This window comes from Erythrobacter sp. QSSC1-22B (genome assembly GCF_001678665.1).
Lineage (GTDB): Bacteria > Pseudomonadota > Alphaproteobacteria > Sphingomonadales > Sphingomonadaceae > Qipengyuania.
Window position 1 is genome coordinate 55,029 of the sequence record NZ_LZRP01000001.1, and the last position, 24,202, is coordinate 79,230.

Below are 24,202 nucleotides of genomic sequence, written 5' to 3' on the forward strand. Positions count from 1 at the left end.
CCCAGTGTCACCCATCAAGCGTTACCCCGACAGGAGTTCACATGTCGCAATCGGTCTACCCCTTCGGCGGCGACGCCAACCATTCCGATCCGCGTCAGCAGGACAAGACCGTGGTCGGCGGGAAGGGCGCGAACCTTGCGGTGATGGCCAGCATCGGTCTGCCGGTCCCGCCGGGCTTCACCATCGCGACCGAGGAATGCCTTACCTATCTCGCGGGCGGCTCCGATTTCCCGCCAGCGCTGCGCGACCAGGTCGCCGAGGCGCTGCGCCATGTCGAGCGCACCGTTGGCAAGGTGCTGGGCGATGTCGAGGATCCGCTGCTGGTCTCGGTCCGCTCGGGCGCCGCGGTGTCGATGCCCGGGATGATGGATACCGTGCTCAATCTCGGGCTCAACGACCAGACCGTCGAGGGACTGGCGCGCACCAGCGGCGACGCGCGCTTCGCCTGGGACAGCTACCGCCGCTTCGTCCAGATGTATTCCGATGTCGTGCTCGGGGTCGATCACGGACTGTTCGAGGAAGCGCTCGAGATCACCAAGGAAAACGCCGGCTTCTATTCCGACACCGAGCTCGAGGCCGAGCACTGGCGCGCGCTGGTGGGCGAATACATGGCTATCGTCGAGCGCGAGCTGGGCGAGCCTTTCCCGCAGGATGCGCATGCGCAGCTGTGGGGCGCGATCGCCGCGGTGTTCGACAGCTGGGACACCGACCGCGCAAAGATCTATCGCCGCCTCAACGACATCCCCCACGATATGGGCACCGCGGTCAATGTCCAGGCGATGGTGTTCGGCAATATGGGCGACACCAGCGCCACCGGCGTCGCCTTCACCCGCGACCCCTCGACCGGCGAGAAGGCCTATTACGGCGAATGGCTGGTCAACGCGCAGGGCGAGGATGTGGTCGCGGGGATCCGTACCCCGCAATATCTCACCCGCGCGCGGCGCGAACTGGCGGGCGCCGACAAGCCGAGCATGGAAGAGGCGATGCCCGACGCCTTCGCCGAGCTCGCCCGCGTGTTCGAGCTGCTCGAGAAGCATTACGCCGATATGCAGGATATCGAATTCACGGTGCAGCAGGGCAAGCTGTGGCTGCTCCAGACCCGCAGTGGCAAGCGCACCGCCAAGGCCGCGCTCAAGATGGCGGTCGATATGGTCGGCGAGGGGCTGATCGACCAGCGCCAGGCGATCCTGCGGGTCGATCCGATGGCGCTCGACCAATTGCTCCACCCCACGCTCGACCCCAAGGCGCATCGCGACGTGATGACCACCGGCCTGCCCGCCTCGCCGGGCGCGGCCTCGGGCAAGATCGTGCTCGACGCCGAGACCGCCGAGAGCTGGTCGCAGCGCGGCGAGAAGGTGATCCTGGTCCGGGTCGAGACCAGCCCCGAGGACATCCACGGCATGCACGCCGCCACCGGCATCCTCACCGCGCGCGGCGGGATGACCAGCCACGCCGCGGTGGTCGCCCGCGGCATGGGGCGCCCCTGCGTCTCGGGCGCCTCGCAGGTCTCGATTTCGCGCGAAGGCCGCACGCTGCGGATCGGCGACCGCGCGCTCAAGGAGGGCGATGTCATCACCCTCGATGGCAGCAACGGCCAGGTCATGGCGGGAGAGGTCGCGACCATCGAACCCGAACTCGCGGGCGATTTCGGCGTGATGATGGAATGGGCCGACGAGCACCGCCGGATGCGCGTGCGCACCAACGCCGAGACCGAGCAGGACTGCAAGATGGCGCGCCAGTTCGGCGCCGAGGGCATCGGGCTGTGCCGCACCGAGCACATGTTCTTCGACGCCGGCCGGATCAGTGCGGTGCGCCAGATGATCCTCGCCGAGGACGAGAAGGGCCGCCGCGCGGCGCTGGAGAAGCTGCTGCCGGAACAGCGCGCCGATTTCCGCGCGATCTTCACCGTGATGGTCGGGCTGCCCTGCACGATCCGGCTGCTCGATCCGCCGCTGCACGAATTCCTCCCCAACGAGGAAGCCGAATTCGTCGAGCTCGCCGATGCCACCGGGCTTGGCGTCGATCACCTGCGCCGCCGGGCTGCCGAACTGCACGAGTTCAACCCGATGCTGGGCCATCGCGGCTGCCGTCTGGGGATCACCTATCCCGAAATCTACGAGATGCAGGCGCGCGCCATCTTCGAGGCGGCCTGCGAGGTCGCGAAGGAAAGCGGCGAGGCACCATTGCCCGAGATCATGATCCCGCTGGTGGCGACCAAACGCGAGCTCGAGATTCTCCGCACGCTGGTCGATCGGGTGGCGGAAGAAGTGTTCGCGCAGGTCGGGCACCGGGTCGAATATCTGGTCGGCACGATGATCGAATTGCCGCGCGCCGCGCTGATGGCGGGGCAGATCGCCGAGCATGCCGATTTCTTCAGCTTCGGGACCAATGATCTCACCCAGACCACACTGGGGGTCAGCCGCGACGACAGCGCGCGCTTCCTCGGCCCCTATGTCGATCAGGGCATCTTCCCGCGCGATCCCTTCGTCAGCCTCGACATCGAGGGCGTGGGAGAGCTGGTGTCGATGGCGGTCGAACGCGGCCGCGCGACCCGCGGCGACATCAAGCTGGGGATCTGCGGCGAGCACGGCGGCGATCCGGCCTCGATCGGCTTCTGCGAGCAAGTCGGGCTCGATTACGTCTCGGCCTCGCCCTACCGCGTGCCGATCGCAAGGCTGGCCGCGGCGCAGGCGAGTATTCGCTAGGTTTTCCAGCCGGTTAGGGTAAGAATCTCGAAACGCTCGATCACGCGGCCCTCGGGGTCGGCGTGCTCGAGAAACGCCGCCCTGGCGCGCCCCAGTGCCGCGCGGCCCAACGGCGGGGCGGGGCGGGCAAGCTGGTTGCCCAGCGCCTGATCGCGCAAGTCGCCGACCAGCCGGTCGAGCGAACGATACGCGACCGACAGGCTTCGCGAATCGACCACGAAGCGCCGAAACCCCGCCCGCTCCAGCAATGCGGTCGCGGCGCGATTGTCGATCAGCGGATGCATCCGCGGCGCAGGCCGGTCGGGCTCGGCGGCGATCATCGCGCGGCGCAAATTGGCGAGGCTGCCCGCGCCCACCAGACTCGCCATCGCGACCCCGCCTTCGGTCAGCGCGCAACGCATATGCAGCAGCGCGGCAGGAAGGTCGTTGACCGTCGCCAGCGTTTCGAACCCGGCGATGAAATCGAACGGACCACCGGGGAAGGGCAGTTCCTCGTCGAAACCTCCGGGCGGAGCATGGATGACAATGTCGAGACCGGGCAGGTCGCCGACCAGCGACCCCATCAACAACGCGCGCTCGGGCGCTAGCTGCATGAAAGCGATCCGCTCGGCGAAGTCCTCCGCCATGTCCTCAAGCACGAAACGCGCCGCGTCTTCGCGCTGCTGGCGAAGCTGCGCCCGGTCCCAGACGGCCTTGCGGCGGTCGCGGGAAAAGATGCGGGGCGGAGCGGGGTTCGACATCGCCGGTCTCCTGCCGCGCTTGTCACCCGCGCGCAAGCGGTGCAGCTTCGCCGCCATGTCCGGCGCCATGTCCACCCTCGCACCCGCACGCCGCTTCCTCGCCGAGACGCTCGGCCCGCTGGTGGACCTCATCTACCCGCCGCGCTGCCCGGTGTGCGGCGAAGCCATCGCGCAGCAGGTGGGCCTGTGCTCGACTTGCTGGGAGCAGCTGGAGATCCCCTCGGAGCCCGGTTGCGCGCGGTGCCAGCGGCCCTTCGGTGCCTCCGGTCTTGAAGCGGGCGCGATCTGCCTGCCCTGCATGAAGGACCCTCCCAAACACGACGGGATCGCCGCTGCGACGCTCTACAACGATGTCTCGCGCCGACTTGTCCTCGCCTTCAAGCACGGCCGCCGGATCGCGCTGACGCCGATGCTGGCGCGGTTGATGGCGGCCCGGCTTCCGGCCCCCGCGGACCGGCTGATTGTTCCCGTACCGCTGCATCGCGGGCGGCTGTGGTATCGCGGGTTCAACCAGGCCGCGCTGCTGGGTCGCAGTCTCGCAGCCATGGGCCACGGCACGCTGCTGGTCGATGCGCTGGTCCGCACCAAGCGTACCCCGGTGCTGGGTGGCCTCGGTGCCAAGGCCCGCCGCCGGGCAGTGGCTGGCGCGATCCGGGTCAGCCGCCACGGTGCCAAGGCGGTGAAGGGCCGGTCGGTGATCCTGGTCGACGATGTGCTGACCAGCGGCGCCACTTCGCAGGCCTGCGTCGCAGCGCTCAAGCGAGCGGGCGCGACCAGCGTGGTGATCTGCTGCTTTGCCCGGGTTCTCGACGGTGACCGCAGCGCGACGATGTCGGCTCCGCCGCCGGTCCTGCTGTCGGAAAGCGAAACGCCCGAGACCACGAAGGTCCCGGGCGCCACGTGACGAATGTAACGGACCTTTCCCCTAAGGGCTGGCGCACCCCCCATGAATACGCCGGGTCCTATCCCTCATCGCTTGGTGCGCGCCATGCCACGAAGGCCGGCAGCGCTCCTTGTACCCCCCTGAACCCGGTGCTCTATTCGGCACCCTCGCCAAGCGGATAGCTCTTTCGAGCCACATTGCGAATATTCCACCAAACCGCCGTTCCTCAAACCTGCAATTTTGCTATCGCCGGTTTTCAGAGACTGTTGTTGCGGGTGTGCAACAAATTGAAGAATTTCAAAGGGCAAGGAATCGCAATGACCAATGACACCGCCGAGCGCGAACAGGGCACGCGCTTTCTCCCGAAATTCGATGATCGCGGCCTGCTCTCGGCGGTGGTGATCGATGCGTCGAACGAGAGGGTCCTGATGGTCGCCTTCATGGACAAGGAAGCGATCGATGCCACGCTGGCAAGTGGAGAGGCGCATTTCCACTCGCGTTCGCGCGGGCGGTTGTGGAAGAAGGGTGAATCCTCGGGCAACGTGCTGACGGTCGAAGAAATCCTGGTCGACTGCGATCAGGACGCGCTTGTTCTGCGATGTCGGCCAGCGGGGCCGACTTGCCATACCGGGGCGACGAGTTGCCTGTATCGGCGGCTCGAAAATGGCGCGCTGACGCAGGTTGCGAGTTGACGTTTACGTAAACGGATGGTACCCATTCTTGCATGACGACAGCCAGTTCTCAAAGCCGGGCTCCCGCCCAGAACAAGCCGGTTCGCGGTGGTTCGGGCGCCTTGCTCGACCGCCCGGACAAGCTCGCCCGCGAGCAGTTCACGATCTCCGATCTGACGTTGGAATTCGGCTGCACCGCGCGGGCGCTGCGCTTCTACGAGGATGAGGGCCTGATAGCTCCGTCGCGGGTCGGCCTGAGCCGCATCTATTCGCAGCGCGACCGGGCGCGGCTTGCCTGGATCATGCGCGCCAAGAATGTCGGCTTCTCGCTCACCGAAATCCGCGAGATGATCGATCTCTACGATCTCGACGACGGCCGGGTCGAACAGCGCCGGGTGACGGTCGAAAAATGCCGCAAGCATGTCGCCAAGCTCAAGCGGCAGCGCGACGATATCGACAGCTCGATCAAGGAGCTGACCGACTTCATCGGCCATATCGAATCGCTCGATCCCGTAAAATAATCTTCCGCTTCCAATCTCCCCATAATCTCCCATCCAGCCCCGATAATCTTCCATCCAGCAAGGACACCCCGATGCCCAGCTATACCGCTCCCACGCGTGACACCCGTTTCATCCTCAACGAGATGCTCGATCTCGCCGGTTTTGCCCATTTGCCCGGCTTCGAGATGGCCACCCCAGATGTCAGCGACGCCGTGCTCGGCGAAGGCGGCAAATTCTGCGCCGAGGTGCTCGCTCCGCTCAATCGCACCGGAGATGAGGAAGGCTGCACCCGTCATGAGGATGGCTCGGTCACCACCCCTGCGGGCTTCAAGCAGGCCTATGCGCAATTCGTCGAGGCCGGCTGGGGCACGATTGCCGCGCCGGAAGAATTCGGCGGGCAGGGCATGCCGCACGCGCTCGGCTTCGCGCTCGAGGAATTCATCTCCTCTGCCAACCAGGCTTTCGGGATGTATCCCGGGCTCACCAATGGCGCGGTCTCGGCACTGATCGCCAAGGGCTCGCAGGAGCAGAAGGATATGTATCTGCCCAAGATGATCTCGGGCGAATGGTCGGGCACGATGAACCTGACCGAGCCGCAATGCGGCACCGATCTCGGCATGATCCGCACCAAGGCCGAGCCGCAGGGCGATGGCAGCTATGCGTTGACCGGAACCAAGATCTTCATCTCGGCGGGCGAGCATGATCTCACCAAGAACATCATCCATCTGGTGCTCGCCAAAACCCCCGGCGCGCCCGACAGCACCAAGGGCATCTCGCTGTTCGTGGTGCCCAAATTCCTCGTCAACGAGGATGGCTCGGTCGGCGAGCGCAACGGGGTGGTCTGCGGCTCGATCGAAGAAAAGATGGGCATCCACGGCAATTCGACCTGCCTGCTCAATTACGACGAAGCCAAGGGCTGGCTGGTCGGCGATGAGAACAAGGGCCTCGTCGCGATGTTCATCATGATGAACGCTGCGCGACTTGGTGTCGGCGTGCAGGGCCTGAGCCAGGCCGAGGCCGCCTATCAGAACGCTGTCGCCTATGCGCTCGACCGGCGGCAGGGCAGGGCGCTGACCGGCCCCGCCGAACCCGAGGCTCAGGCCGATCCGATCTTCGTCCATCCCGATGTCCGCCGGATGCTGATGGATGCCAAGGCCTTTACCGAAGGCATGCGTGCATTGTGTCTCTGGGGGGCACTCCAAGTCGATCTGAGCCACAAGGCCGAGACCGAGGAAGAGCGCGAGCAGGCCGATCTGATCATCGGATTGCTGACGCCGGTGATCAAGGGATACGGCACCGACAAGGGCTATGAGGTCGCGACCAATATGCAGCAGGTCTTCGGCGGCCACGGCTATATCCGCGAATGGGGGATGGAACAGTTCGTCCGCGACGCCCGCATCGCGCAGATCTACGAAGGCACCAATGGCATCCAGGCGATGGATCTGTGCGGCCGCAAGCTGGCTCAGAAGGGCGGCGCGGCGATCCAGGCCTTCTTCAAGATGATCGGCGGCGAATTGGAACAGGCCAAGGGCGACGAGACGCTCGGTGCGCTCGCCGAACCGCTTGGCAAGGCACTCGCCGAGCAGCAGGCATCGACTATGTGGTTCATGAGCAATGCGATGCAGAACCCCAATCATCTGGGTGCCGGCGCGCATCACTATATGCACATGATGGGCATCGTGACCCTGGGCTTCATGTGGCTGCGGATGGCCAAGGTCGCGCAGACCAAGCTTGCCGAGGGCGCGGACGACGCGGCATTTTACGAGGCCAAGCTGGCGACCGCGCGCTATTTCATGGATCGCTATCTGCCCGATGTCGGCGCTTTCCGCCGCAAGATCGAGACCGGTAGCGACAGCATGATGGCGCTGGGTGAAGAGGCTTTCGCCACCGCGGCGTAAAGCGCTCGATCCTACGCTGAATGGATCAGACACTTGCGCGCCGCGGTTCCCCGGAGGAGCCGCGGCGCGGATTGTGTCTGCTGGCGGGCGGGCAAGCCTTCCGCGCCGCCGCGGTGCTCACTCCTCGGGCAGGAAGTCCGGGACAGAGAGGTAGCGCTCGCCGGTGTCGTAATTGAAGCCCATGACCCGCGTCCCATTGCCAAGCTCAGGCAACTTGCTGGCGATCGCCGCCAGCGTCGCGCCGCTCGAGATGCCGACCAGAAGGCCTTCGACGCTGGCCGATTTGCGCGCCCATTCCTTGGCGTCCTCGGGATCGACCTGGATCGCGCCATCGATGGATTTGGTGTGGAGATTGCCGGGAATGAAGCCCGCGCCGATGCCCTGGATCGGGTGCGGGCCGGGCTGGCCGCCGCTGATCACGGGCGAGCCCGCGGGTTCGACGGCATAGGCCTTCATGCCCGACCACTTCGCCTTGAGCACTTCGGCGCAACCGGTGATATGGCCACCGGTGCCGACCCCGGTGATCATCGCATCGAGCGGGTCATCGGCGAAGTCGGCGAGGATTTCCTTGGCGGTGATGTCGGCGTGAACCTTCCAGTTCGCCTCATTGTCGAACTGGCTGGGAACCCAGGCGCCCTGGGTCTCGCTGGCGAGTTCCTGAGCACGCTCGATCGCGCCCTTCATGCCCTTGGCCTTATCGGTGAGATCGAAGCTGGCGCCATAGGCCAGCATCAGCCGGCGGCGCTCGATGCTCATGCTTTCAGGCATGACCAGTACGAGCTTATAACCTTTGACCGCGGCGACCATCGCCAGCCCGATCCCGGTGTTGCCGCTGGTGGGTTCGATGATCGTGCCGCCCGGGCGCAATTTTCCCGATTTTTCCGCATCCTCGACCATCGCCAGCGCGATCCGGTCCTTGATCGATCCGCCGGGATTGGCGCGCTCGCTCTTCACCCAGACCTCGTGGTCGGGGAACAGCCGCGCGAGGCGGATATGCGGGGTGTTGCCGATGGTGGCGAGGACGGATGGGGCTTTCATGGGATTCGCTCCTGGAGTTTTTCTTCGGGTGTCTCTGCTACCAATTCCTCAGGCGGGTCGAAGGTCCGCGTCGTACGCAAAACAGGAAACACGCGCGCCCACAAGCCCACGGTGACGATCGCGCCGACCCCGCCGCTGACCACCGCGGCGACCGGGCCGACGATCGAGGCCAGCGTGCCCGAGAAATAATCGCCGAACTCGTTGGAGGCGCTGATCGTCAGCAGGCTGACCGCGGACACCCGGCCGCGCTTTTCGTCGGGCGTGTGGAGCTGGATGAGGGACTGGCGGATATAGACGCTGAACATGTCGGCGGCGCCGATAACGAACAGCATCGCGAGGCTGAGCGGCATCCAGGTCGAGAGCCCGAACCCCACCGTCGCCCCGCCGAACACCACCACCGACCACAGCATCTTGGGGCCCACCTGGGTGCGCAGCGGGCGGAAGGAGAACCACAGCGCGGTCAGCGCGGCGCCGCAGGCGGGGGCCATCGCCAGCTGTGCCAGCCCGGTCTCGCCGACCTCGAGAATGTCGCGCGCATAAACCGGGAACAGAGCGGTCGCCCCGGCGAGGAACACGGCGAAGAGATCGAGCGTGATCGCGCCCAGCACCATTTTGTTGTGCCCGACATAGCGCAATCCGTCGATGATCCGGGCGATCGGGCGCGCGGTTCCGACGCTGTTCGCCCGCGGCACATGGCCGATGGTGCTGAGCGCGATGAAGGAGACCGTGAACAGCGCGCAGGCGACTGCATAGGGCAGCGCGGGCAGGATCGCATAGGTGTAGCCGCCGATCGCCGGACCCACGATCATCCCCACCTGCCAGGCTATACTCGACAGCGCGATGGCGTTGGGAAGGATGGCACGTGGCACCAGATTGGGCGCGAGCGCCGATAGCGCGGGGCCGGCAAATGCGCGGACCACGCCGAGCACGACCGCGATGGCGTAGAGCCATTCGAGCGCAATCGTCTGCTGCCATGTCAACCAGCCCAGCGCGGCGGCGCAGAAGAACTGCACCACCACGGTGATCCGCGCGAGATTGCGGCGGTCGAAACGGTCGGCGGCGAGCCCGGAAAAGGGCGTCAGCAGGAACAGCGGGACGAACTGGAACAGTCCGATCAGCGCGAGCTGGAACGACGCCTCTTCCACCGAGGAGCCGCCATCGCGGGCGATGTTGTAGACCTGCCAGGCGATGATCAGCATCATCGCATATTGCGCCAGCGTCATCGCCAGCCGACTGACCCAATAGGCGCGGAAATTGTGGACGCGGAAGGGGTGGGTCGGCTCGCTCACGCGCGGCCCATGACAGCGGGGGCGCGGCATGGGAAGAAACTTCCCCTGCCAGCGGCTAAATCATCACGTTCCGACGCGCGGCCCGGCGCGCGGCCCGGCAGGCGGTGCTGCCGTCAGCGGTTCCGGCGCAGCCGCGGGTTGGGCTGGAGCTGGTCGATCATGGGGAGGAAATCGTCGGGCCGGATGATCCGCTCGAACTGGAAGCCCGCGCGGTTGTCCCGGATCCAGATGCAATAAGCCTCGATCCGGCCGACGATCGGCAGGCGAATGATCACCCGGTCGCCGCGTGCCAGATCCCCGGCATCGTCGATCATGAAACCGGTGGCGGAGATGTTCGATACATGCATCCGCATGTCGCCGACGCGAAAATGCTCCGCAATCAAGGGATGATCCACCGGGTGGCGCGCCATGCGCCGCTGGTCGGTGACGCTGAGCTGAGCTCCGGCACCCATGAAAGCCAATCCTCCGTTTTCACTGTAGACCGCCTTAATGGAGGGCAAAGGCTGACAATTGGTAAAGTCGGACCAGCGAAAAGGCAGCTATCAAGCGCCCTGTCGCAGGTCAGCCCCGGATGATCGCATGTTTCTTTTTGCCGAGACTCAACCGCGCCTCGGCGCCGGGTGCGAGGACCAGCAGATGGCCGACATCGCCCACGTTCACGCCGTCGAGCTTGACCGCACCCTCGGCCAGCTTGCGCTTGGCCTCGCCGTTCGACGCGGTGAAGCCCAGTTCGGTAAGCGCAGCACCGATCCGCATCCCATCGGGACCGAGCTGGAGCACGGGCAGATCCTCGCCGAGGCCCCCCCCGGTAAAGGTTTCCGAGGCGGTGCTTGCGGCCATGCCCGCCGCCTCGGACCCACGCACCAGCGTGGTCACCGCATTGGCGAGGACGATCTTGGCAGCGTTGATCTCGGCCCCCTCGAGCGCCTCGAGCCGGGCGATCTCGTCGAGCGGCAGATCGGTGAACAGCTTGAGGAAGCGGCCGACGTCGCGATCATCGACATTGCGCCAATATTGCCAGAAATCATAGGCCGGGAGCTGCGCCTCGTTGAGCCAGACTGCGCCCGATGCGCTCTTGCCCATCTTAGCACCATCGGCGGTGGTCAGCAGCGGAGTGGTCAGCCCGAACAGCTCGCGCCCCTCCATCCGCCGGCCCAGTTCGAGCCCGTTGACAATATTGCCCCACTGATCGCTGCCGCCCATCTGGAGCTTGCAATCATAGCGCCGCGCCAGCTCGACGAAATCATAGGCCTGGAGGATCATGTAGTTGAATTCGAGAAAGGTCAGCGCCTGCTCGCGCTCGAGCCGCTGTTTGACCGAATCGAAGGTGAGCATCCGGTTGATGGTGAAATGCGGTCCGACATCGCGGAGCATCTCGAGGTAGCCGAGCTCGCCCAGCCATTCGTCATTGTTGACCATGACGGCATCGGTCGGCCCGGTGCCAAAGGTCAGCAGCCGGTCGAAAACGGTGAAGATGCCTGCGACATTCTCGGCGATGGTCGCGTCGTTCATCAGCTTGCGGCTCTCGTCGCGGAACGAGGGGTCGCCGATCTTGCCGGTGCCACCGCCCATCACCACGATCGGCTTGTGCCCCGCCTGCTGCAACCGGCGCAGCATCATGATCTGCACCAGACTGCCGACATGCAGCGATGGCGCGGTGGGATCGAAGCCGATATATCCCGGCACGATCTGCTTGCCGGCAAGCGCATCGATGCCCGCGGCGTCGGTTACCTGGTGGATATAGCCGCGCTCGTCGAGCAGGCGCATCAGATCGGAGGTGTAGCTGGTCATGATGGTCAGCGCGCTAGCATGGGGGAGCCTGGGTGCAACAGATGGATTTGACGCCGCATCCCGCGAGCCCTCCCGCAGGCCGCTGGCAGATGCGCTTTTCGTGGGCGATCGCCGAGCACTGGCTGACCTTGCGCTGGCGGGTGTCGGGGGAGGGCGATCTGGCAATTCCGAGACTCGCAGGGCGGGGCCGGGCGGACGGCTTGTGGCAGGCGACCTGCTTCGAGATCTTCGTGCGGGATGGCGAGGGGCCCGCGTACGCCGAGTTCAACCTCTCGCCGTCGGAGCATTGGGCGGCGTATGATTTCAGCGATTACCGCGCTGCGATGCGCGAGCGTGATCTGCCGTGCGAGCCGGTCTGCACCTGGCGCGCGGGCTCGGCGTTCTCATTGTTCGACGCGGCGATCCCGCTGTCGGGGTTGCCCGACCTGCCCGCCGCGCTCGCGGCCAGCGCGGTGCTGGAGGAGGTCGGCGGCACCAAAAGCTATTGGGCGCTGGCGCACCCGGCGGACCAGCCCGATTTCCATCATGCGGATGGATTCGTGCTGGCCCTCGATCCGCCGCGCGATCCCTAGGCTTGCCGGGCCGGCTTGCCAAATGGCCCGTTCAACTGGACGATCTTGCGATTGAGCAGCGTCGCGAAGGTGACCCAGGAGATATACGGCACGTTGAGCCAGGCGGCGAGCTCGGAATAGGGCGCCAGCCCCACCACCAGCGCCAGCACCGAAAGCCACAGGACCAGAACTTCGCGCAAGGCCCAATCGGGCCGCTTGGCGACAAAGAACAGCGGCGACCAGGCGAGATGGGCAAAGAAGTTCACCGCGAACAGCACGCCGATGAACACCCGGTCGGAGGGCGCCGGGGCATTGGTCCAGGCGAGGTAGAAGCTCCACCCGGCAAATCCGAGGATCAGCGTCCAGGCGGGGCCGAACAGCCAGTCGGGCGGTTGCCAGCTGGGCTTTTTCAGATTGCGGTACCAGTCGCCGATCTCGGTCAGCAGCCCGCCCGCGCCGCCCAGCACGATCGCCCAGGCGGCACCGATGATCGCGGGGGTCCAGTCAATATCCATGGTGCAACAGCAAACCTTTCGCAGACCGCTTCCCGCAGAGGAAAACCTTTGCCTTTGTTGGCCTCTTGATACAACCGGTGGCGATGAAATTCGGTATCGACCGGCTGCTCGCCGACCCCGCCCTGCGCCGCCCGCTCGAGGCCAAACGCGTCGCGCTCGTCGCGCATCCCGCCTCGGTCACGCAGGACCTGACCCACTCGCTCGACGCGCTGATCGCCGCCGGGATCAACGTCACCAGCGCATTCGGTCCGCAGCATGGGCTCAAGGGCGACAAGCAGGACAATATGGTCGAGACCGGGGACGAGACCGATCCCGTCTACGGCATCCCGGTGTTCAGCCTCTATGGCGAAGTACGCCGCCCCAGTGGGCAGATGATGTCGAGTGCCGACGTGTTCCTGTTCGACCTCCAGGATCTGGGCTGCCGGATCTATACCTTCGTCACCACGCTGCTCTATCTGCTCGAGGAAGCGGCGCGGCACGGCAAGGAAGTCTGGGTGCTCGACCGTCCCAACCCCGCAGGGCGCCCGATCGAGGGAACGCTGCTGGTGCCGGGTCAGGAAAGCTTCGTCGGCGCGGCCGAGATGCCGATGCGGCATGGGCTCACCATGGGCGAGATGGGGCACTGGTTCATCGAGCGGTTCAAGCTCGATGTTGCTTACCGCGTGGTCGAGATGGAGGGCTGGCAGCTTAAAGGGGCAGGCCACGGTTGGCCCGAGGACCGGATCTGGATCAATCCATCGCCCAACGCCGCGAACGTCAACATGGCACGCGCGTATGCCGGCACAGTCATGCTCGAGGGTACCAATCTGAGCGAGGGGCGCGGCACGACCCGCCCGCTCGAATTGCTGTTCGGCGCGCCCGACCTCGATGCCAGCGCGGTGCTGGCGGAGATGCAGGCGCTGGCGCCGGACTGGCTGGCAGGCTGTACCTTGCGCCCCTGCTGGTTCACCCCGACGTTCCACAAGCACGCGGACAAGCTGTGCAGCGCGCTGATGATCCACGCCGAAGGACCGCAATATGATCACGCCGCCTTCCGACCATGGCGGCTGCAGGCTTTGGCCTTCAAGGCGATCCGGACGCTGCATCCCGATTACGATCTGTGGCGCGATTTTCCCTATGAGTACGAGCTCGAGCGACTGGCGATCGACGTCATCAACGGCGGGCCGGCCCTGCGCGAATGGGTCGACGACGCGGCGGCGGAGCCGGGCGATCTCGACCGGCTGGCCAGCAGCGACGAAGCGGAATGGCGCGAGCAAACTGCGCCGCTGCTGCGTTACCGGTGATCGCCGGTTGACGGGGACCGCCGACTAGGGAAGGTTCGCTCCCGGCGACGGGCAAACCTGCGCTTGAGAGAGGGTCGAACCATGGCGACAGTGTCGCAAACCACTACCACGAAAAGTTCGCTCAGGGCCACCTTGTGGATCCTGCTGATCGTCTACATCTTCAACTTCATCGATCGCCAGATCGTCAACATCCTCGCCGAGCCGATCGCGCTCGAGCTGGGGCTCAACGACACCCAGATCGGGCTGATGACCGGGCTTGCCTTCGCGCTGTTCTACACCGCGCTGGGGCTGCCGCTCGCGCGCTATTCGGATCGCGCCACCACCAACCGCCCGCGGTTGATCGCGATCGCGCTGGCGATCTGGTCGGCGATGACTGCGCTGTGCGGGCTGGCGCAGAATTTCTACCAGCTGCTGCTCGCGCGGATCGGGGTGGGGGTCGGCGAGGCCGGCTGCACCCCGCCGGCGCATTCGCTGATCAGCGATCTCGTCCCGCCAGAGAAGCGCAGTTCGGCGCTCGCCTTCTATTCGCTCGGGATCCCGATCGGGACCCTGCTGGGGATGATGATCGGCGGGTTGCTGGCCGACTGGGTCGGCTGGCGGATGGCCTTCCTGATCGTCGGGCTGCCCGGCGTCGGGCTGGCGCTGGTGGTGCATTTCGTGCTGCGCGAACCGCGCAAGGAGATGGCAGCGGCGCTCGAGGCGCACAGAACCCCTGCGCCCGAGATCTCGCTCTGGGCGTCGGTAAGCACGGTGATGCAGTCGCGCGCCTTCGTGCTGCTGCTGCTCGCGGGATCTACCGCTTCGTTCCTCGCCTATGGCAAGACCACCTGGACGACGATTTTCTTCCAGCGCACCCATGGTATGACCCCGGGCGAGGTCGGCCTGTGGTTCGGCGCGATCAGCGGCGGCGCGGGAATTTTCGGCACCTGGCTGGGTGGCTATCTGGCCGACCGCTTTGGCGCGAAAAATCGCCGCCATGTGCTGACGGCTCCGGCGGTGGCGATGGCGGTGGCGGCACCGATCGCCTTCCTCGCTTATCAGGCCTCGACCTGGCAGGTGGCACTGGTGCTGCTGATCATCCCGACGTTGTGCAATTCGATCTACTACGGCCCGACGTATTCCGCAGCGCAGGGTCTGGTTCCCCTGCGAGTGCGGGCGATCGCCGCGGCGGTGCTGCTGTTCTTCCAGAACCTGATCGGGCTCGGGCTCGGCCCATTGTTCTTCGGGATGCTGTCGGACCTGCTCCAGCCTGTTTATGGCGAGGAAAGCGTGCGCTACGTGCTCTACGGTGCGGCGTTCCTGGGGCTGGTGCCGGCGTTCTTCTTCTGGCGTTGCAGCCTGCGGTTGCAGGAAGAACTCGACCAAAAGGGGTAGCGGGTTCGCCGTTTAAGAGAGGGAGTCGGTGCCTTCCCTGCCATCTTAATTGGCAGGGCGAAGCCCGAATTGCTTCTTGATCCGCGGAATCGGCCGAATGTCCTCGGGATCGCCCATGGCGACCAGCACCGCGCAACCATCTTCGCGGCGATCAACCGCCCAGATAGCCATCGCTTCGTCTCCGGTTGCGGGTTCGCGATCAAGCTCAGGCTGACCCAATTGGTCGCGCGCCTTGTGTATCCGGTCGCGACAGATCGCCTGATCGATCTCGGCATCGTCCGTGCTCTCCCAGGCCAGCGCTGGCCTTTGATAAGACGGCATGGCGGAAAGGGGCTGGTTCGAAGCGGTGGTCACGCCCGTGTCTGCGGGATCCGCGCTCTGGCCTTCGGCAGAGGCAGGGCCTACTGCGGCGATGACGAAAAGCGCACTGCTCAGGACGATCGCTGGACTCATTTCTAGTCTCCTGAAGCAGGAGATAGACCACTTCCGATCAAATCTCAATTCGCAGAGCGCCAGGCAGGTTCTGAAAGCGGGAGTGTAACTAGCCCTGCTTGCGGCTCAATTCGCGCGTTGCCGCTTCCAGACCGTCGAGCGACAGCGGATACATCCGGTCGTTGACCAGCTGTTTCATCACCTTGGTGGACTGCGAATAGCTCCACTGCTTTTCGGGCACCGGGTTGAGCCACACGGTCGCGGGATAGGTGTTGGTCACCCGCTTCATCCAGGTCGCGCCCGCTTCCTCGTTCATGTGCTCGACGCTGCCACCGGGGTGGGTGATTTCGTAGGGGCTCATCGCTGCATCGCCCACGAACACAATCTTGTAGTCGTGGCCGTATTTGTGGAGCACGTCCCAGGTCTTGGTGCGCTCGGCCCAGCGGCGGCGGTTGTCCTTCCACACGCCTTCGTAGAGGCAATTGTGGAAATAGAAGAATTCCAGGTTCTTGAACTCGCTGGTCGCGGCGCTGAACAGTTCCTCGGTCACCTTGATGAAGGGATCCATCGAGCCGCCGACATCGAGGAACAACAGCAGCTTGACCGCATTGTGCCGTTCGGGGCGCATGTGGATATCGAGCCAGCCCTGTTTGGCGGTGCCCGAGATCGTGGCATCGATATCGAGTTCGTCCGCCGCACCTTCGCGAGCGAAGCGGCGCAGCCGGCGCAGCGCCATCTTGATGTTGCGGGTGCCCAGTTCCTTGGTGTTGTCGAGGTTCTTGAACTCGCGCTTGTCCCACACCTTGAGCGCGCGCTTGTGCTTGCTCTCGCCGCCGATCCGGACGCCCTCTGGATTGTAGCCCGAGTTCCCGAACGGCGAGGTTCCGCCGGTCCCGATCCACTTGTTGCCGCCTTCGTGGCGTTCCTGCTGCTCCGCGATTCGCTGCTTGAGCGTCTCCATGATCGCGTCCCAGTCGCCCAGCTTCTCGATCTCGGCCATTTCCTCGGGCGAGAGGAACTTTTCGGCGACCGATTTGAGCCAGTCCTCGGGGACATCGACCGGGTTCTGGCCGTAATCCGAGATGATTCCCTTGAAAACCCGCTGGAATACCTGGTCGAAGCGATCGAGCATCCCCTCGTCCTTCACGAAGGTCGCGCGGCTGAGATAATAGAACGACTCGGGGGTCTGCTCGATCACCTCGCGGTCGAGTGCCTCCAGCAACGTGAGGTGTTCCTTGAAGCTGGCCTTGATGCCGGCCGCCCTCAGCTCGTCCATGAAATCGAAAAACATGCGCTATGTATAGCAACCTCTGTGCGGAGCGCCAGCCTCGCGCCGCACCATTTGGCAAAGGTCTGCATGCTTAAGAAGCCGCTAACACATTGCGATTATGACAAACCCCGAATTGCGAGGGAATACGCCATATCATGGATTGCACGGCACTGGATGCTCGCGGGGCGTCCGCGCTCGACACGATACCCGAGGCTTGCGGCAAGGTTACCGTAGGGTGCTCGGATGTGGCGGGCATCGTCCAGGCGGTGATCGAGACCTCGGGCGTGCTCCGCGCCGAGCATCGCGAACTGCAGGGCACCGTCCATGAGCTGGAGAAGGACCAGCGCCGGGTCGCCGAAGCCAGCGACGAGGCACGGCTGCTCTCGGCTAGCGCCATTGAGCGGCTGGGGCAGGGGACCAGCCAGATCCAGTCCTCGCTGTCGCAGATCACCAGGCTGCTCGACATGGTCGAGACGCTGGCCACCCATGTCACTGGCTTCGCCGCTGCCATGGACCAGGTCAAACGCTGCTCCAAGGACATCGCGCAGATCGCCGAGACCACCAATATCCTCGCGCTAAACGCCACCATCGAGGCGATGCGCGCGGGCGATGCCGGGCGCACCTTCGCGGTGGTTGCCAACGAGGTGAAATCGCTCGCCGGGGAAACCCGCAAGGCGACCGACGAGATCGGCGACGTGATCGAGACGCTGGGGGCGGAAGCCACCACCGTGATCGAACGGATCGAGGAAGGCGCCAAGGCTAGCAGCCAGGCCAAGAACTCGGTCGCCAGCATCGAACAGACGCTCACCGGGGTCACCGACCTGGTCGAAGAGGTCGATGCCCAGAACGACCAGATTGCAAAGGCCACCGCAATGATGACCGGCAATGTCATGCGCGTGCAGGACGTGCTCGAGAGCTTCGACAAGGCCGCCAACGGCAACGAACAGAAGCTCGCCACCGTCCATAGCCGGATGGAAGACCTCGAGATGGTCGCCAGCGACATGTTCGACCGGCTGGTCCAGTCCGGGCTCGCACCGCAGGACAGCGTCATGGTCGAGAAGGCGCAGCGCCAGGCCCGACTGGTGGAAAAACTTACCGAGGAGGCGATCGCCGCAGGCGAACTGACGCTCGAGCAGGTGTTCGACCAGGACTATCGCCTGATCGAAGGCTCCAATCCGCAGCGCTTCCGCACTGGTCTGATGGACTGGGCGCACCGCAAATGGCGCCCCGCGCTGGACGCGTTGCCCGCCGAGGACGAGCGGATCATGGCCGCCGCCTGCACCGACATGAAGGGCTACCTGCCCACCCATATCAGCAAGCATTCGCGCACTCCGACCGGCGATCTGACCCACGACACCCAGTTCTGTCGCGACGGGCGCATGATCCTCGAGCCCATCGACCAGAAGGCCAAGCGCAGCTTCGCCCCCTACATGATGGCGGTCTACCGCCAGGAAGGCGACGGCCAGACCTATCGCGTGGTCCGCAACGTCTATGTGCCGATGACCATCCAGGGCCGCCGCTGGGGCGATTTCGAAGTGGCCTATTCGATCGATTGATCGGCGGAGCTACCGAAGGGGCGCGCCCAAGCGACTTCGGGCCTAGCCCGGATTGCGGCGCGCCATGAAGGCAAGGCGTTCGAACATCATAACGTCCTGCTCGTTCTTGAGCAGCGCGCCGTGAAGCGGGGGGATCGCCGAATTGGGGTTGCTGTCCTGCAGCACCTCGAGCGGCATATCTTCGTTGAGCAGCAGCTTGAGCCAGTCGAGCAATTCGCTGGTGCTGGGCTTCTTCTTGAGCCCGGGGACCTCGCGCAGCTCATAGAACATATCCATCGCCTTGGTGACGAGGGTCTTCTGGATATCGGGGAAGTGGACCTCGATGATCTCGCGCATCGTGTCGCGGTCGGGGAACTTGATGTAGTGGAAGAAGCAGCGGCGCAGGAAGGCGTCGGGCAGTTCCTTCTCGTTGTTCGAGGTGATGATCACGATCGGGCGTTCCACCGCGGTGATCGTCTCGTGGGTCTCGTAGACATCGAAGCTCATCCGGTCGAGTTCCTGCAACAGGTCGTTGGGGAACTCGATATCGGCCTTGTCGATCTCGTCGATCAGCAGCACTGGCAGCTCGGGCGCGGTGAAGGCTTCCCACAGCTTGCCCTTTTTGATGTAATTGGCGATGTCGTGGACCCGCTCGTCGCCGAGCTGGCCGTCGCGCAGGCGGGCGACCGCATCGTATTCATAAAGGCCCTGCTGCGCCTTGGTGGTCGATTTCACGTTCCATTCGATGAGCGGCGCGCCCAGCGATTTGGCCACTTCCTCGGCCAGCACCGTCTTGCCGGTGCCCGGCTCGCCCTTGACCAGCAGCGGCCGCCGCAACGTTACCGCGGCATTGACCGCGACCTTGAGATCGTCGGTGGCGATGTAGTTCTGGGTGCCTTCGAAACGCTGCGTCATCATGTTTCCCGAAATTGTCCGATTGCTATTTGCAACCCGGTTAGGGATCGACGCGCTCCGGGGCAAGAGTGCGTGTCACCGGTCCAGCGCGAGGATCCGCTGCGCGATCGCCAGCAGGGTCGCGGTGTCCGTCTCGGCTGCGGGGTTGTTCCAGCAAAGCGCCAGCATGTGCCAGGCCCCCGCCTCGTCGCGCAGCAGCCAGCTGAGGTTGCGCACGCCCTGCTCCGAGCCGCCCTTGTAGCCGACATAGCTCCAGTCCGCGCGCGCGCCGGATTCGAGCGCGGTGTTCACCGCCATGATTTGCCGCGCGGTGTCGTCCTCGGTCTCGGCGAGCCGCCGCATCAGCCTGCGCTCGTCTTCCATGCTGGCGAACCATTCGATGCTGTCGATCATCACCGGGGTTCCGCCCGCAAAGACAGCGAGGATGGGAGCGGGATCGGCGCCCGTTGTGTCCAGCTGCGCGAGAATGGCGCGGCGGCCGGCCTCGTCGGCCTCTGCATAGGCCGCGCCTTGGTCGCCGCCCTTGAGCACGAACATCTCGACCGTCTTGAGGAAGGGCGTCGAACGATCGGGTGCCGAATGCCCCGTCGCGCGCATCTCCGCTTCTACGGCCTCGCGCCCGACCGCGTCGATCAGCAAGTCGGTGGCAGTGTTGTCGCTGATCGAGATCATCAGCGTCGCCGCGGTGTGCAGCGTCAGCGGAGCGCCATCGGGCCAGTCCTGCGTTACGCCGCTGGGAAAGCTCCTGTCGCCCAGAGTGACGACATCGTCCCAGTCCAGCCGACCCTCCGCCACCGCGCGATCGAGCGCCGAGAGGACGTAGAGCTTGAAGGTCGAACCCAGCGCCAGTTGCCGCTGTGGGTCGCCGAAAGCGAAGGCGGGCTCCCCATCGAGTGGGCCGAACCATGCGGCGGCGCTACCGGGCAGCGCGGCGAGGTCGGCGGTGATCTTGTCGGCGCTGTCGTCGATCGGGGCGAAGGACTGGAGCAGCAATTCAGTGATCTTGCCCGGCGCTTCGGTCTGGATCGCGATCCCGCCGCTCGCCAGCGCGCGCTCCATGCGGATGGTGATGGCGGCGCGGGTGGGGCTCACTGGCACGATCGATTCGACCGCCAGCGCCTGGCCGAACTGCGCGGTCAGCTGCGCGCCGAACGCCTTCAACTGCTCGGCGGGGACCGCCTGCAGGAAGCTGTCGGAGACCACCTCCCGTGGATCGAGCGTGACGTTGACCAGCCCGACCACCTGAGCGGTGCGCTGCTCGAGAAGGGTGGTTTCGGCCGGCTCGTCCATGGTGGCCTCCTGCGCCGCGAGCGGAGCCAGGGGGGCAATAACTGCGCCGAGCGAGAGCAGGGCGGGGGCGAGACATTTCATGCGAACACTCCTTGATCGGGCGCTATCCTAGCGGCGATTGGCGCAGGCTCAACCGCGAGGGTTCGGACAGCGCGATCGCCGGCTGCATGTACCGTTGGCGCTGGGCCCCGGCTCCCCTATGCCCAACCACGACATCCCCGATCGACACCCAAGATCTCCCCCCAGATTGACGGCCCAGATCGACACCGCAACTACCGGAGACCCGCATGCCGACCGAGACCCTCACGATCCAGACCGAAGCCGGGCATGCGCTCGAAGGCTCGCTCGAGATGCCAACCGGGCTGGTGCGCGGCGCGGCGCTGTTCGCGCATTGCTTCACCTGTACGCGGCAGAGCAAGGCCGCGGTGGCGGTGGCACGCGCGCTTGCAAAGGAAGGCATCGCTTGCCTGCGGTTCGATTTCACCGGGCTGGGGGGCAGCGGCGGCGAGTTCGGGCGGGCGGGTTTCGCCACCGATGTCGCCGATCTGGTGCTGGCGGCGAACCATCTGGTCGCACGCTTCGAACAGCCGGTGCTGCTGGTCGGGCACAGCCTGGGCGGAGCGGCGGTGCTGGCTGCGGCTGACGATATCGGCGCCGACAACATCGCCGCGATCGCCACCATCGGCGCGCCTTCGGACGTTCCGCATGTGCTCGAACGGATCGATGGCGATCTCGCCGCGATCCGCGAGACCGGTGAGGGCGAGGTATCCATTGGCGGGCGTGCGTTCCGGCTCGGGCGCGAATTCATCGAGCGGGTGGAGAACGCCGATCTGCTCGCCGAGGTCGGCAAATTGCGCAAGCCGGTGCTGTTCCTGCATTCCCCGACCGATGCCATAGTCGGGATCGACAACGCTTCGGCGCTGTTCCGCGCCGCCAAGCATCCCAAGAGTTTCGTCAGCCTCGAGGGCGCCGACCATCTTTTGCTCGACGCCCGCGACGCCGAATTCGCCGCGAGCATGATCGCCAGCTGGGCACACCGCTACCTGCCGCTGCGGGACGACTGGCCGATGCCGGAAGAGGGCGTGGTGGTGAAAAGCGGGCATGGCAAATTCGGGACCGAGGTCCACACCGAGAGCCATCGCTTCGTCGCCGACGAGCCGCGCAGCGTTGGGGGCGATGATACCGGCCCGACGCCTTACGACCTCCTCCTCGCCGCGCTGGGCAGCTGCACCGCGATGACCATGAAGATGTACGCTGACAAGAAGGGCTGGCCCTTCGAGGGAGCGACGATCCACCTCACCCACGAACGCAACCACAAGGCGGATTGCACGGATTGCGCCGCAGGCGAGGGTGCCCGCATCCAGGCGCTGACCCGGCGGATCGAATTGTTCGGCGAGGCACTGACCTGGGAACAGCGCGAAAAGATACTGGCCATCGCCGACAAATGCCCGGTGCACCGGACGCTCGAAGGGCCCCTGCACATCCACACCGTGGACTGAGTTCGCGCAGCGACCGGGACAGGCCTCAGGCGTCGATCAGTTCTTTGTCCAGCTCGCCGGCGCGGTTCTGGATGAAATTGAAGCGATGCTCGGGATTGCGGCCCATCAGATGATCGACCAGTTCCTTGACCACCGCACGGTCCTCGAACTCGGTCGGCAGCGTGATCCGGATCAGGCTGCGGCTGTCGGGGCTCATGGTGGTCTCGCGCAATTGCTGCGGGTTCATCTCGCCGAGGCCCTTGAACCGCCCGACATCGACCTTCTTACCCTTGAACACCGTCTCCTGGAGCTCGGCGCGATGCGCGTCATCGCGGGCGTAGCGGCTCTCCTTGCCCGCCGTCATCCGGTAGAGCGGCGGCTGTGCGAGGAACAGATGCCCGTTGCGGACGATCTCGGTCATCTCCTGGAAGAAGAAGGTCATCAGCAGAGTGGCAATATGCGCGCCGTCGACATCGGCATCGGTCATGATGATGATGCGATCGTAGCGTAGCGAGCCCGGGTCGCAATCCTTGCGCACCCCGCAGCCCATCGCCAGCGTCAGGTCGGCGATTTCGGCATTGGCGCGGATCTTGTCGGCGCTGGCGCTGGCGACGTTGAGGATCTTGCCGCGGATCGGCAGGATCGCCTGCGTCTTGCGGTTGCGCGCCTGTTTGGCGCTGCCGCCGGCGCTGTCGCCCTCGACGATGAACAGCTCGGTCTCGGCATCGGTTTCGCCCGAGCAATCGGTGAGCTTGCCCGGCAGGCGCAGCTTCTTGGCGCTGGTCGCGGTCTTGCGCTTGATCTCGCGTTCCTGCTTGCGGCGCAGGCGCTCGTCCATCCGCTCCATCACCTCGCCCAGCAGTGCCTTGCCGCGCTCCATATTGTCCGAGAGAAAATGGTCGAAATGGTCGCGCATCGCGCTCTCGACCAGTCGCGCGGCCTCGGGCGAGGTCAGCCGGTCCTTGGTCTGGCTCTGGAACTGGGGTTCGCGGATGAAAACGCTGAGCATTACCTCGGCGCCGGTCATCACGTCATCGGCGCTGATGTCCTTGGCCTTCTTGGTGCCGGTCAGCTCGCCAAAAGCGCGCAGGCCCTTGGCCAGTGCGGCGCGCAGGCCCTGTTCGTGGGTGCCGCCATCGGGGGTAGGGACGGTGTTGCAATACCAGCTGGTCGAACCGTCGGAATAGAGCGGCCAGGCGATCGCCCATTCGGCGCGCCCTTGCGAGATGCCATCCTCGCCAGCGGCGAAATCGTGGCGCCCGGCGAAGGGCTGCGCGGTGACGCAGGGACGTTCGCCGATCTGCTCCGCGAGATGGTCGGACAGCCCGCCGGGAAACTTGAACACTGCCTCCTCGGGCACTTCGTCGGTGGCGAGGCTGGGGGCGCATTTCCACCGGATTTCGACCCCGGCAAAGAGATAGGCCTTGGAACGCGTCAGCTTGAACAGGCGCTTGGCGCTGAACGACCGGTCGCCGAAAATCTGCGTGTCGGGGGTGAAAGCGACGGTGGTGCCGCGGCGGTTGGGGGTGGGCCCAAGCTCCTCGATACCGCCCAGCGATTCGCCGCGCGAGAATTCCTGCGCATAGAGCTGGCGGTCGCGCGCGACCTCGACGCGGGTGTGGCTGGACAGCGCGTTGACCACGCTGATCCCGACGCCGTGCAAGCCGCCGCTGGTGGCATAGGCCTTGCCCGAGAACTTGCCCCCTGAGTGGAGCGTGGAAAGGATCACCTCGAGCGTGGACTTGCCGGGATATTTGGGGTGTTCGGCGACCGGGATGCCGCGGCCATTGTCGGCTACCGTGACGCGGTTGTCCTCGTCGAGGCGCAGTTCGATCCGGGTCGCGTGACCCGCAACCGCCTCGTCCATCGCATTGTCGAGCACTTCGGCGACGAGATGGTGCAGCGCGCGGTCGTCGACCCCGCCGATGTACATGCCCGGGCGACGCCGGACCGGCTCAAGCCCCTCGAGCACCTCGATCGAGGAAGCGTCGTAATCGCCGCTCGAGGCGGGGGTGTTTTCGAACAGATCGTCTGACATTCAACC

At 65.2% G+C, this 24,202-nt stretch carries 21 protein-coding genes; 10 read left to right on the forward strand and 11 right to left on the reverse strand.

Annotated features, from left to right (window positions below):
* The first annotated feature begins 41 nt into the window (after positions 1–41).
* Positions 42–2,705: a pyruvate, phosphate dikinase gene (gene ppdK / locus A9995_RS00220; protein WP_067607516.1), complete on the forward strand. Its 2,664-nt coding sequence runs from the start codon at positions 42–44 to the stop codon at positions 2,703–2,705.
* Here the strand turns inward: ppdK and A9995_RS00225 are convergent.
* Entirely contained in the window at positions 2,702–3,502 is an 801-nt protein-coding gene (locus tag A9995_RS00225) for a methyltransferase domain-containing protein (protein WP_233998026.1), read from the reverse strand. The genes ppdK and A9995_RS00225 overlap by 4 nt on opposite strands.
* A gap of 10 nt (positions 3,503–3,512) precedes the next feature.
* On the opposite strand from A9995_RS00225, the gene A9995_RS00230 reads away from it, so the two are divergent.
* From A9995_RS00230 to A9995_RS00245, 4 genes are all read left to right on the forward strand, one after another.
* Complete coding sequence (locus A9995_RS00230; RefSeq protein ID WP_082992440.1) at positions 3,513–4,349, forward strand: ComF family protein; 837 nt, start codon at positions 3,513–3,515, stop codon at positions 4,347–4,349.
* 296 nt (positions 4,350–4,645) lie between these two features.
* Positions 4,646–5,020, forward strand: coding sequence for a phosphoribosyl-AMP cyclohydrolase (gene hisI, locus A9995_RS00235; protein ID WP_067607526.1), 375 nt, complete (start codon positions 4,646–4,648; stop codon positions 5,018–5,020).
* Between the two features lie 32 nt (positions 5,021–5,052).
* The gene (locus tag A9995_RS00240) at positions 5,053–5,520 is read left to right on the forward strand and encodes a MerR family DNA-binding transcriptional regulator (protein WP_082992386.1); all 468 of its coding nucleotides are present in this window, start codon (positions 5,053–5,055) and stop codon (positions 5,518–5,520) included.
* A gap of 71 nt (positions 5,521–5,591) precedes the next feature.
* A complete protein-coding gene (locus A9995_RS00245) occupies positions 5,592–7,397 on the forward strand; it encodes an acyl-CoA dehydrogenase C-terminal domain-containing protein (protein ID WP_067607532.1) in 1,806 nt (601 codons plus the stop codon).
* Between the two features lie 117 nt (positions 7,398–7,514).
* Here the strand turns inward: A9995_RS00245 and cysK are convergent, their stop codons facing one another.
* The 4 genes from cysK to tyrS all read right to left on the reverse strand — a co-directional run bounded on the left by cysK (position 7,515) and on the right by tyrS (position 11,515).
* Positions 7,515–8,435 (reverse strand): cysteine synthase A, encoded by a 921-nt coding sequence (cysK, locus tag A9995_RS00250; protein ID WP_067607535.1) that lies wholly within the window; start codon positions 8,433–8,435, stop codon positions 7,515–7,517.
* On the reverse strand, positions 8,432–9,754 hold the full coding sequence (locus A9995_RS00255) for an MFS transporter (RefSeq protein WP_067607538.1): 1,323 nt from the start codon (positions 9,752–9,754) through the stop codon (positions 8,432–8,434). The genes cysK and A9995_RS00255 overlap by 4 nt, the downstream gene beginning before the upstream one ends.
* An 83-nt stretch (positions 9,755–9,837) precedes the next feature.
* Positions 9,838–10,176, reverse strand: a complete 339-nt coding sequence (locus A9995_RS00260; RefSeq protein WP_067607541.1) for a PilZ domain-containing protein — start codon at positions 10,174–10,176, stop codon at positions 9,838–9,840.
* 109 nt (positions 10,177–10,285) lie between these two features.
* The gene (tyrS, locus tag A9995_RS00265) at positions 10,286–11,515 is read right to left on the reverse strand and encodes a tyrosine--tRNA ligase (RefSeq protein ID WP_067607544.1); all 1,230 of its coding nucleotides are present in this window, start codon (positions 11,513–11,515) and stop codon (positions 10,286–10,288) included.
* A gap of 41 nt (positions 11,516–11,556) precedes the next feature.
* On the opposite strand from tyrS, the gene A9995_RS00270 reads away from it, so the two are divergent.
* Positions 11,557–12,087, forward strand: coding sequence for a DOMON-like domain-containing protein (locus A9995_RS00270; RefSeq protein ID WP_369815785.1), 531 nt, complete (start codon positions 11,557–11,559; stop codon positions 12,085–12,087).
* On the opposite strand, the gene A9995_RS00275 is transcribed toward A9995_RS00270, so the two are convergent.
* Positions 12,084–12,581 (reverse strand): TspO/MBR family protein, encoded by a 498-nt coding sequence (locus tag A9995_RS00275; RefSeq protein WP_067607548.1) that lies wholly within the window; start codon positions 12,579–12,581, stop codon positions 12,084–12,086. The genes A9995_RS00270 and A9995_RS00275 overlap by 4 nt on opposite strands.
* A gap of 83 nt (positions 12,582–12,664) precedes the next feature.
* Here A9995_RS00275 and A9995_RS00280 point away from each other — a divergent pair, with 83 nt between their 5' ends.
* Both A9995_RS00280 and A9995_RS00285 read left to right on the forward strand, forming a co-directional pair.
* Positions 12,665–13,864, forward strand: a complete 1,200-nt coding sequence (locus tag A9995_RS00280; RefSeq protein ID WP_067607551.1) for an exo-beta-N-acetylmuramidase NamZ domain-containing protein — start codon at positions 12,665–12,667, stop codon at positions 13,862–13,864.
* Between the two features lie 81 nt (positions 13,865–13,945).
* A complete protein-coding gene (locus tag A9995_RS00285; protein WP_067607554.1) occupies positions 13,946–15,238 on the forward strand; it encodes an MFS transporter in 1,293 nt (430 codons plus the stop codon).
* 45 nt (positions 15,239–15,283) lie between these two features.
* Here A9995_RS00285 and A9995_RS00290 read toward each other — a convergent pair whose 3' ends face one another.
* Together A9995_RS00290 and A9995_RS00300 are read right to left on the reverse strand one after the other, a co-directional pair.
* Entirely contained in the window at positions 15,284–15,691 is a 408-nt protein-coding gene (locus A9995_RS00290; RefSeq protein WP_145916752.1) for a hypothetical protein, read from the reverse strand.
* An 88-nt stretch (positions 15,692–15,779) separates the two neighbouring features.
* Positions 15,780–16,961, reverse strand: coding sequence for a VWA domain-containing protein (locus A9995_RS00300; RefSeq protein WP_067607563.1), 1,182 nt, complete (start codon positions 16,959–16,961; stop codon positions 15,780–15,782).
* A 134-nt stretch (positions 16,962–17,095) separates the two neighbouring features.
* Here A9995_RS00300 and A9995_RS00305 point away from each other — a divergent pair, with 134 nt between their 5' ends.
* A complete protein-coding gene (locus tag A9995_RS00305) occupies positions 17,096–18,496 on the forward strand; it encodes a methyl-accepting chemotaxis protein (protein WP_067607566.1) in 1,401 nt (466 codons plus the stop codon).
* 42 nt (positions 18,497–18,538) lie between these two features.
* On the opposite strand, the gene A9995_RS00310 is transcribed toward A9995_RS00305, so the two are convergent.
* Positions 18,539–19,390 (reverse strand): MoxR family ATPase, encoded by an 852-nt coding sequence (locus A9995_RS00310; RefSeq protein WP_067609373.1) that lies wholly within the window; start codon positions 19,388–19,390, stop codon positions 18,539–18,541.
* A 75-nt stretch (positions 19,391–19,465) separates the two neighbouring features.
* Complete coding sequence (locus tag A9995_RS00315; RefSeq protein ID WP_067607570.1) at positions 19,466–20,761, reverse strand: serine hydrolase; 1,296 nt, start codon at positions 20,759–20,761, stop codon at positions 19,466–19,468.
* Positions 20,762–20,967: 206 nt separating this feature from the next.
* Here A9995_RS00315 and A9995_RS00320 point away from each other — a divergent pair, with 206 nt between their 5' ends.
* Positions 20,968–22,179: a bifunctional alpha/beta hydrolase/OsmC family protein gene (locus A9995_RS00320; RefSeq protein WP_067607573.1), complete on the forward strand. Its 1,212-nt coding sequence runs from the start codon at positions 20,968–20,970 to the stop codon at positions 22,177–22,179.
* Between the two features lie 25 nt (positions 22,180–22,204).
* Here the strand turns inward: A9995_RS00320 and parE are convergent, their stop codons facing one another.
* Positions 22,205–24,196, reverse strand: a complete 1,992-nt coding sequence (parE, locus tag A9995_RS00325; protein WP_067607576.1) for a DNA topoisomerase IV subunit B — start codon at positions 24,194–24,196, stop codon at positions 22,205–22,207.
* Between the last annotated feature and the right edge of the window lie 6 nt (positions 24,197–24,202).

What these genes read in the sequence shown, in the direction of transcription:
- ppdK (WP_067607516.1), top strand. Translation starts at nt 42, where the DNA reads ATGTCGCAATCGGTCTACCCCTTCGGCGGCGACGCCAACCATTCCGAT.
- A9995_RS00225 (WP_233998026.1), bottom strand. Translation starts at nt 3,502, where the DNA reads ATGGCGGCGAAGCTGCACCGCTTGCGCGCGGGTGACAAGCGCGGCAGG.
- A9995_RS00230 (WP_082992440.1), top strand. Translation starts at nt 3,513, where the DNA reads ATGTCCACCCTCGCACCCGCACGCCGCTTCCTCGCCGAGACGCTCGGC.
- hisI (WP_067607526.1), top strand. Translation starts at nt 4,646, where the DNA reads ATGACCAATGACACCGCCGAGCGCGAACAGGGCACGCGCTTTCTCCCG.
- A9995_RS00240 (WP_082992386.1), top strand. Translation starts at nt 5,053, where the DNA reads ATGACGACAGCCAGTTCTCAAAGCCGGGCTCCCGCCCAGAACAAGCCG.
- A9995_RS00245 (WP_067607532.1), top strand. Translation starts at nt 5,592, where the DNA reads ATGCCCAGCTATACCGCTCCCACGCGTGACACCCGTTTCATCCTCAAC.
- cysK (WP_067607535.1), bottom strand. Translation starts at nt 8,435, where the DNA reads ATGAAAGCCCCATCCGTCCTCGCCACCATCGGCAACACCCCGCATATC.
- A9995_RS00255 (WP_067607538.1), bottom strand. Translation starts at nt 9,754, where the DNA reads ATGCCGCGCCCCCGCTGTCATGGGCCGCGCGTGAGCGAGCCGACCCAC.
- A9995_RS00260 (WP_067607541.1), bottom strand. Translation starts at nt 10,176, where the DNA reads ATGGGTGCCGGAGCTCAGCTCAGCGTCACCGACCAGCGGCGCATGGCG.
- tyrS (WP_067607544.1), bottom strand. Translation starts at nt 11,515, where the DNA reads ATGACCAGCTACACCTCCGATCTGATGCGCCTGCTCGACGAGCGCGGC.
- A9995_RS00270 (WP_369815785.1), top strand. Translation starts at nt 11,557, where the DNA reads ATGGATTTGACGCCGCATCCCGCGAGCCCTCCCGCAGGCCGCTGGCAG.
- A9995_RS00275 (WP_067607548.1), bottom strand. Translation starts at nt 12,581, where the DNA reads ATGGATATTGACTGGACCCCCGCGATCATCGGTGCCGCCTGGGCGATC.
- A9995_RS00280 (WP_067607551.1), top strand. Translation starts at nt 12,665, where the DNA reads ATGAAATTCGGTATCGACCGGCTGCTCGCCGACCCCGCCCTGCGCCGC.
- A9995_RS00285 (WP_067607554.1), top strand. Translation starts at nt 13,946, where the DNA reads ATGGCGACAGTGTCGCAAACCACTACCACGAAAAGTTCGCTCAGGGCC.
- A9995_RS00290 (WP_145916752.1), bottom strand. Translation starts at nt 15,691, where the DNA reads ATGAGTCCAGCGATCGTCCTGAGCAGTGCGCTTTTCGTCATCGCCGCA.
- A9995_RS00300 (WP_067607563.1), bottom strand. Translation starts at nt 16,961, where the DNA reads ATGTTTTTCGATTTCATGGACGAGCTGAGGGCGGCCGGCATCAAGGCC.
- A9995_RS00305 (WP_067607566.1), top strand. Translation starts at nt 17,096, where the DNA reads ATGGATTGCACGGCACTGGATGCTCGCGGGGCGTCCGCGCTCGACACG.
- A9995_RS00310 (WP_067609373.1), bottom strand. Translation starts at nt 19,390, where the DNA reads ATGACGCAGCGTTTCGAAGGCACCCAGAACTACATCGCCACCGACGAT.
- A9995_RS00315 (WP_067607570.1), bottom strand. Translation starts at nt 20,761, where the DNA reads ATGAAATGTCTCGCCCCCGCCCTGCTCTCGCTCGGCGCAGTTATTGCC.
- A9995_RS00320 (WP_067607573.1), top strand. Translation starts at nt 20,968, where the DNA reads ATGCCGACCGAGACCCTCACGATCCAGACCGAAGCCGGGCATGCGCTC.
- parE (WP_067607576.1), bottom strand. Translation starts at nt 24,196, where the DNA reads ATGTCAGACGATCTGTTCGAAAACACCCCCGCCTCGAGCGGCGATTAC.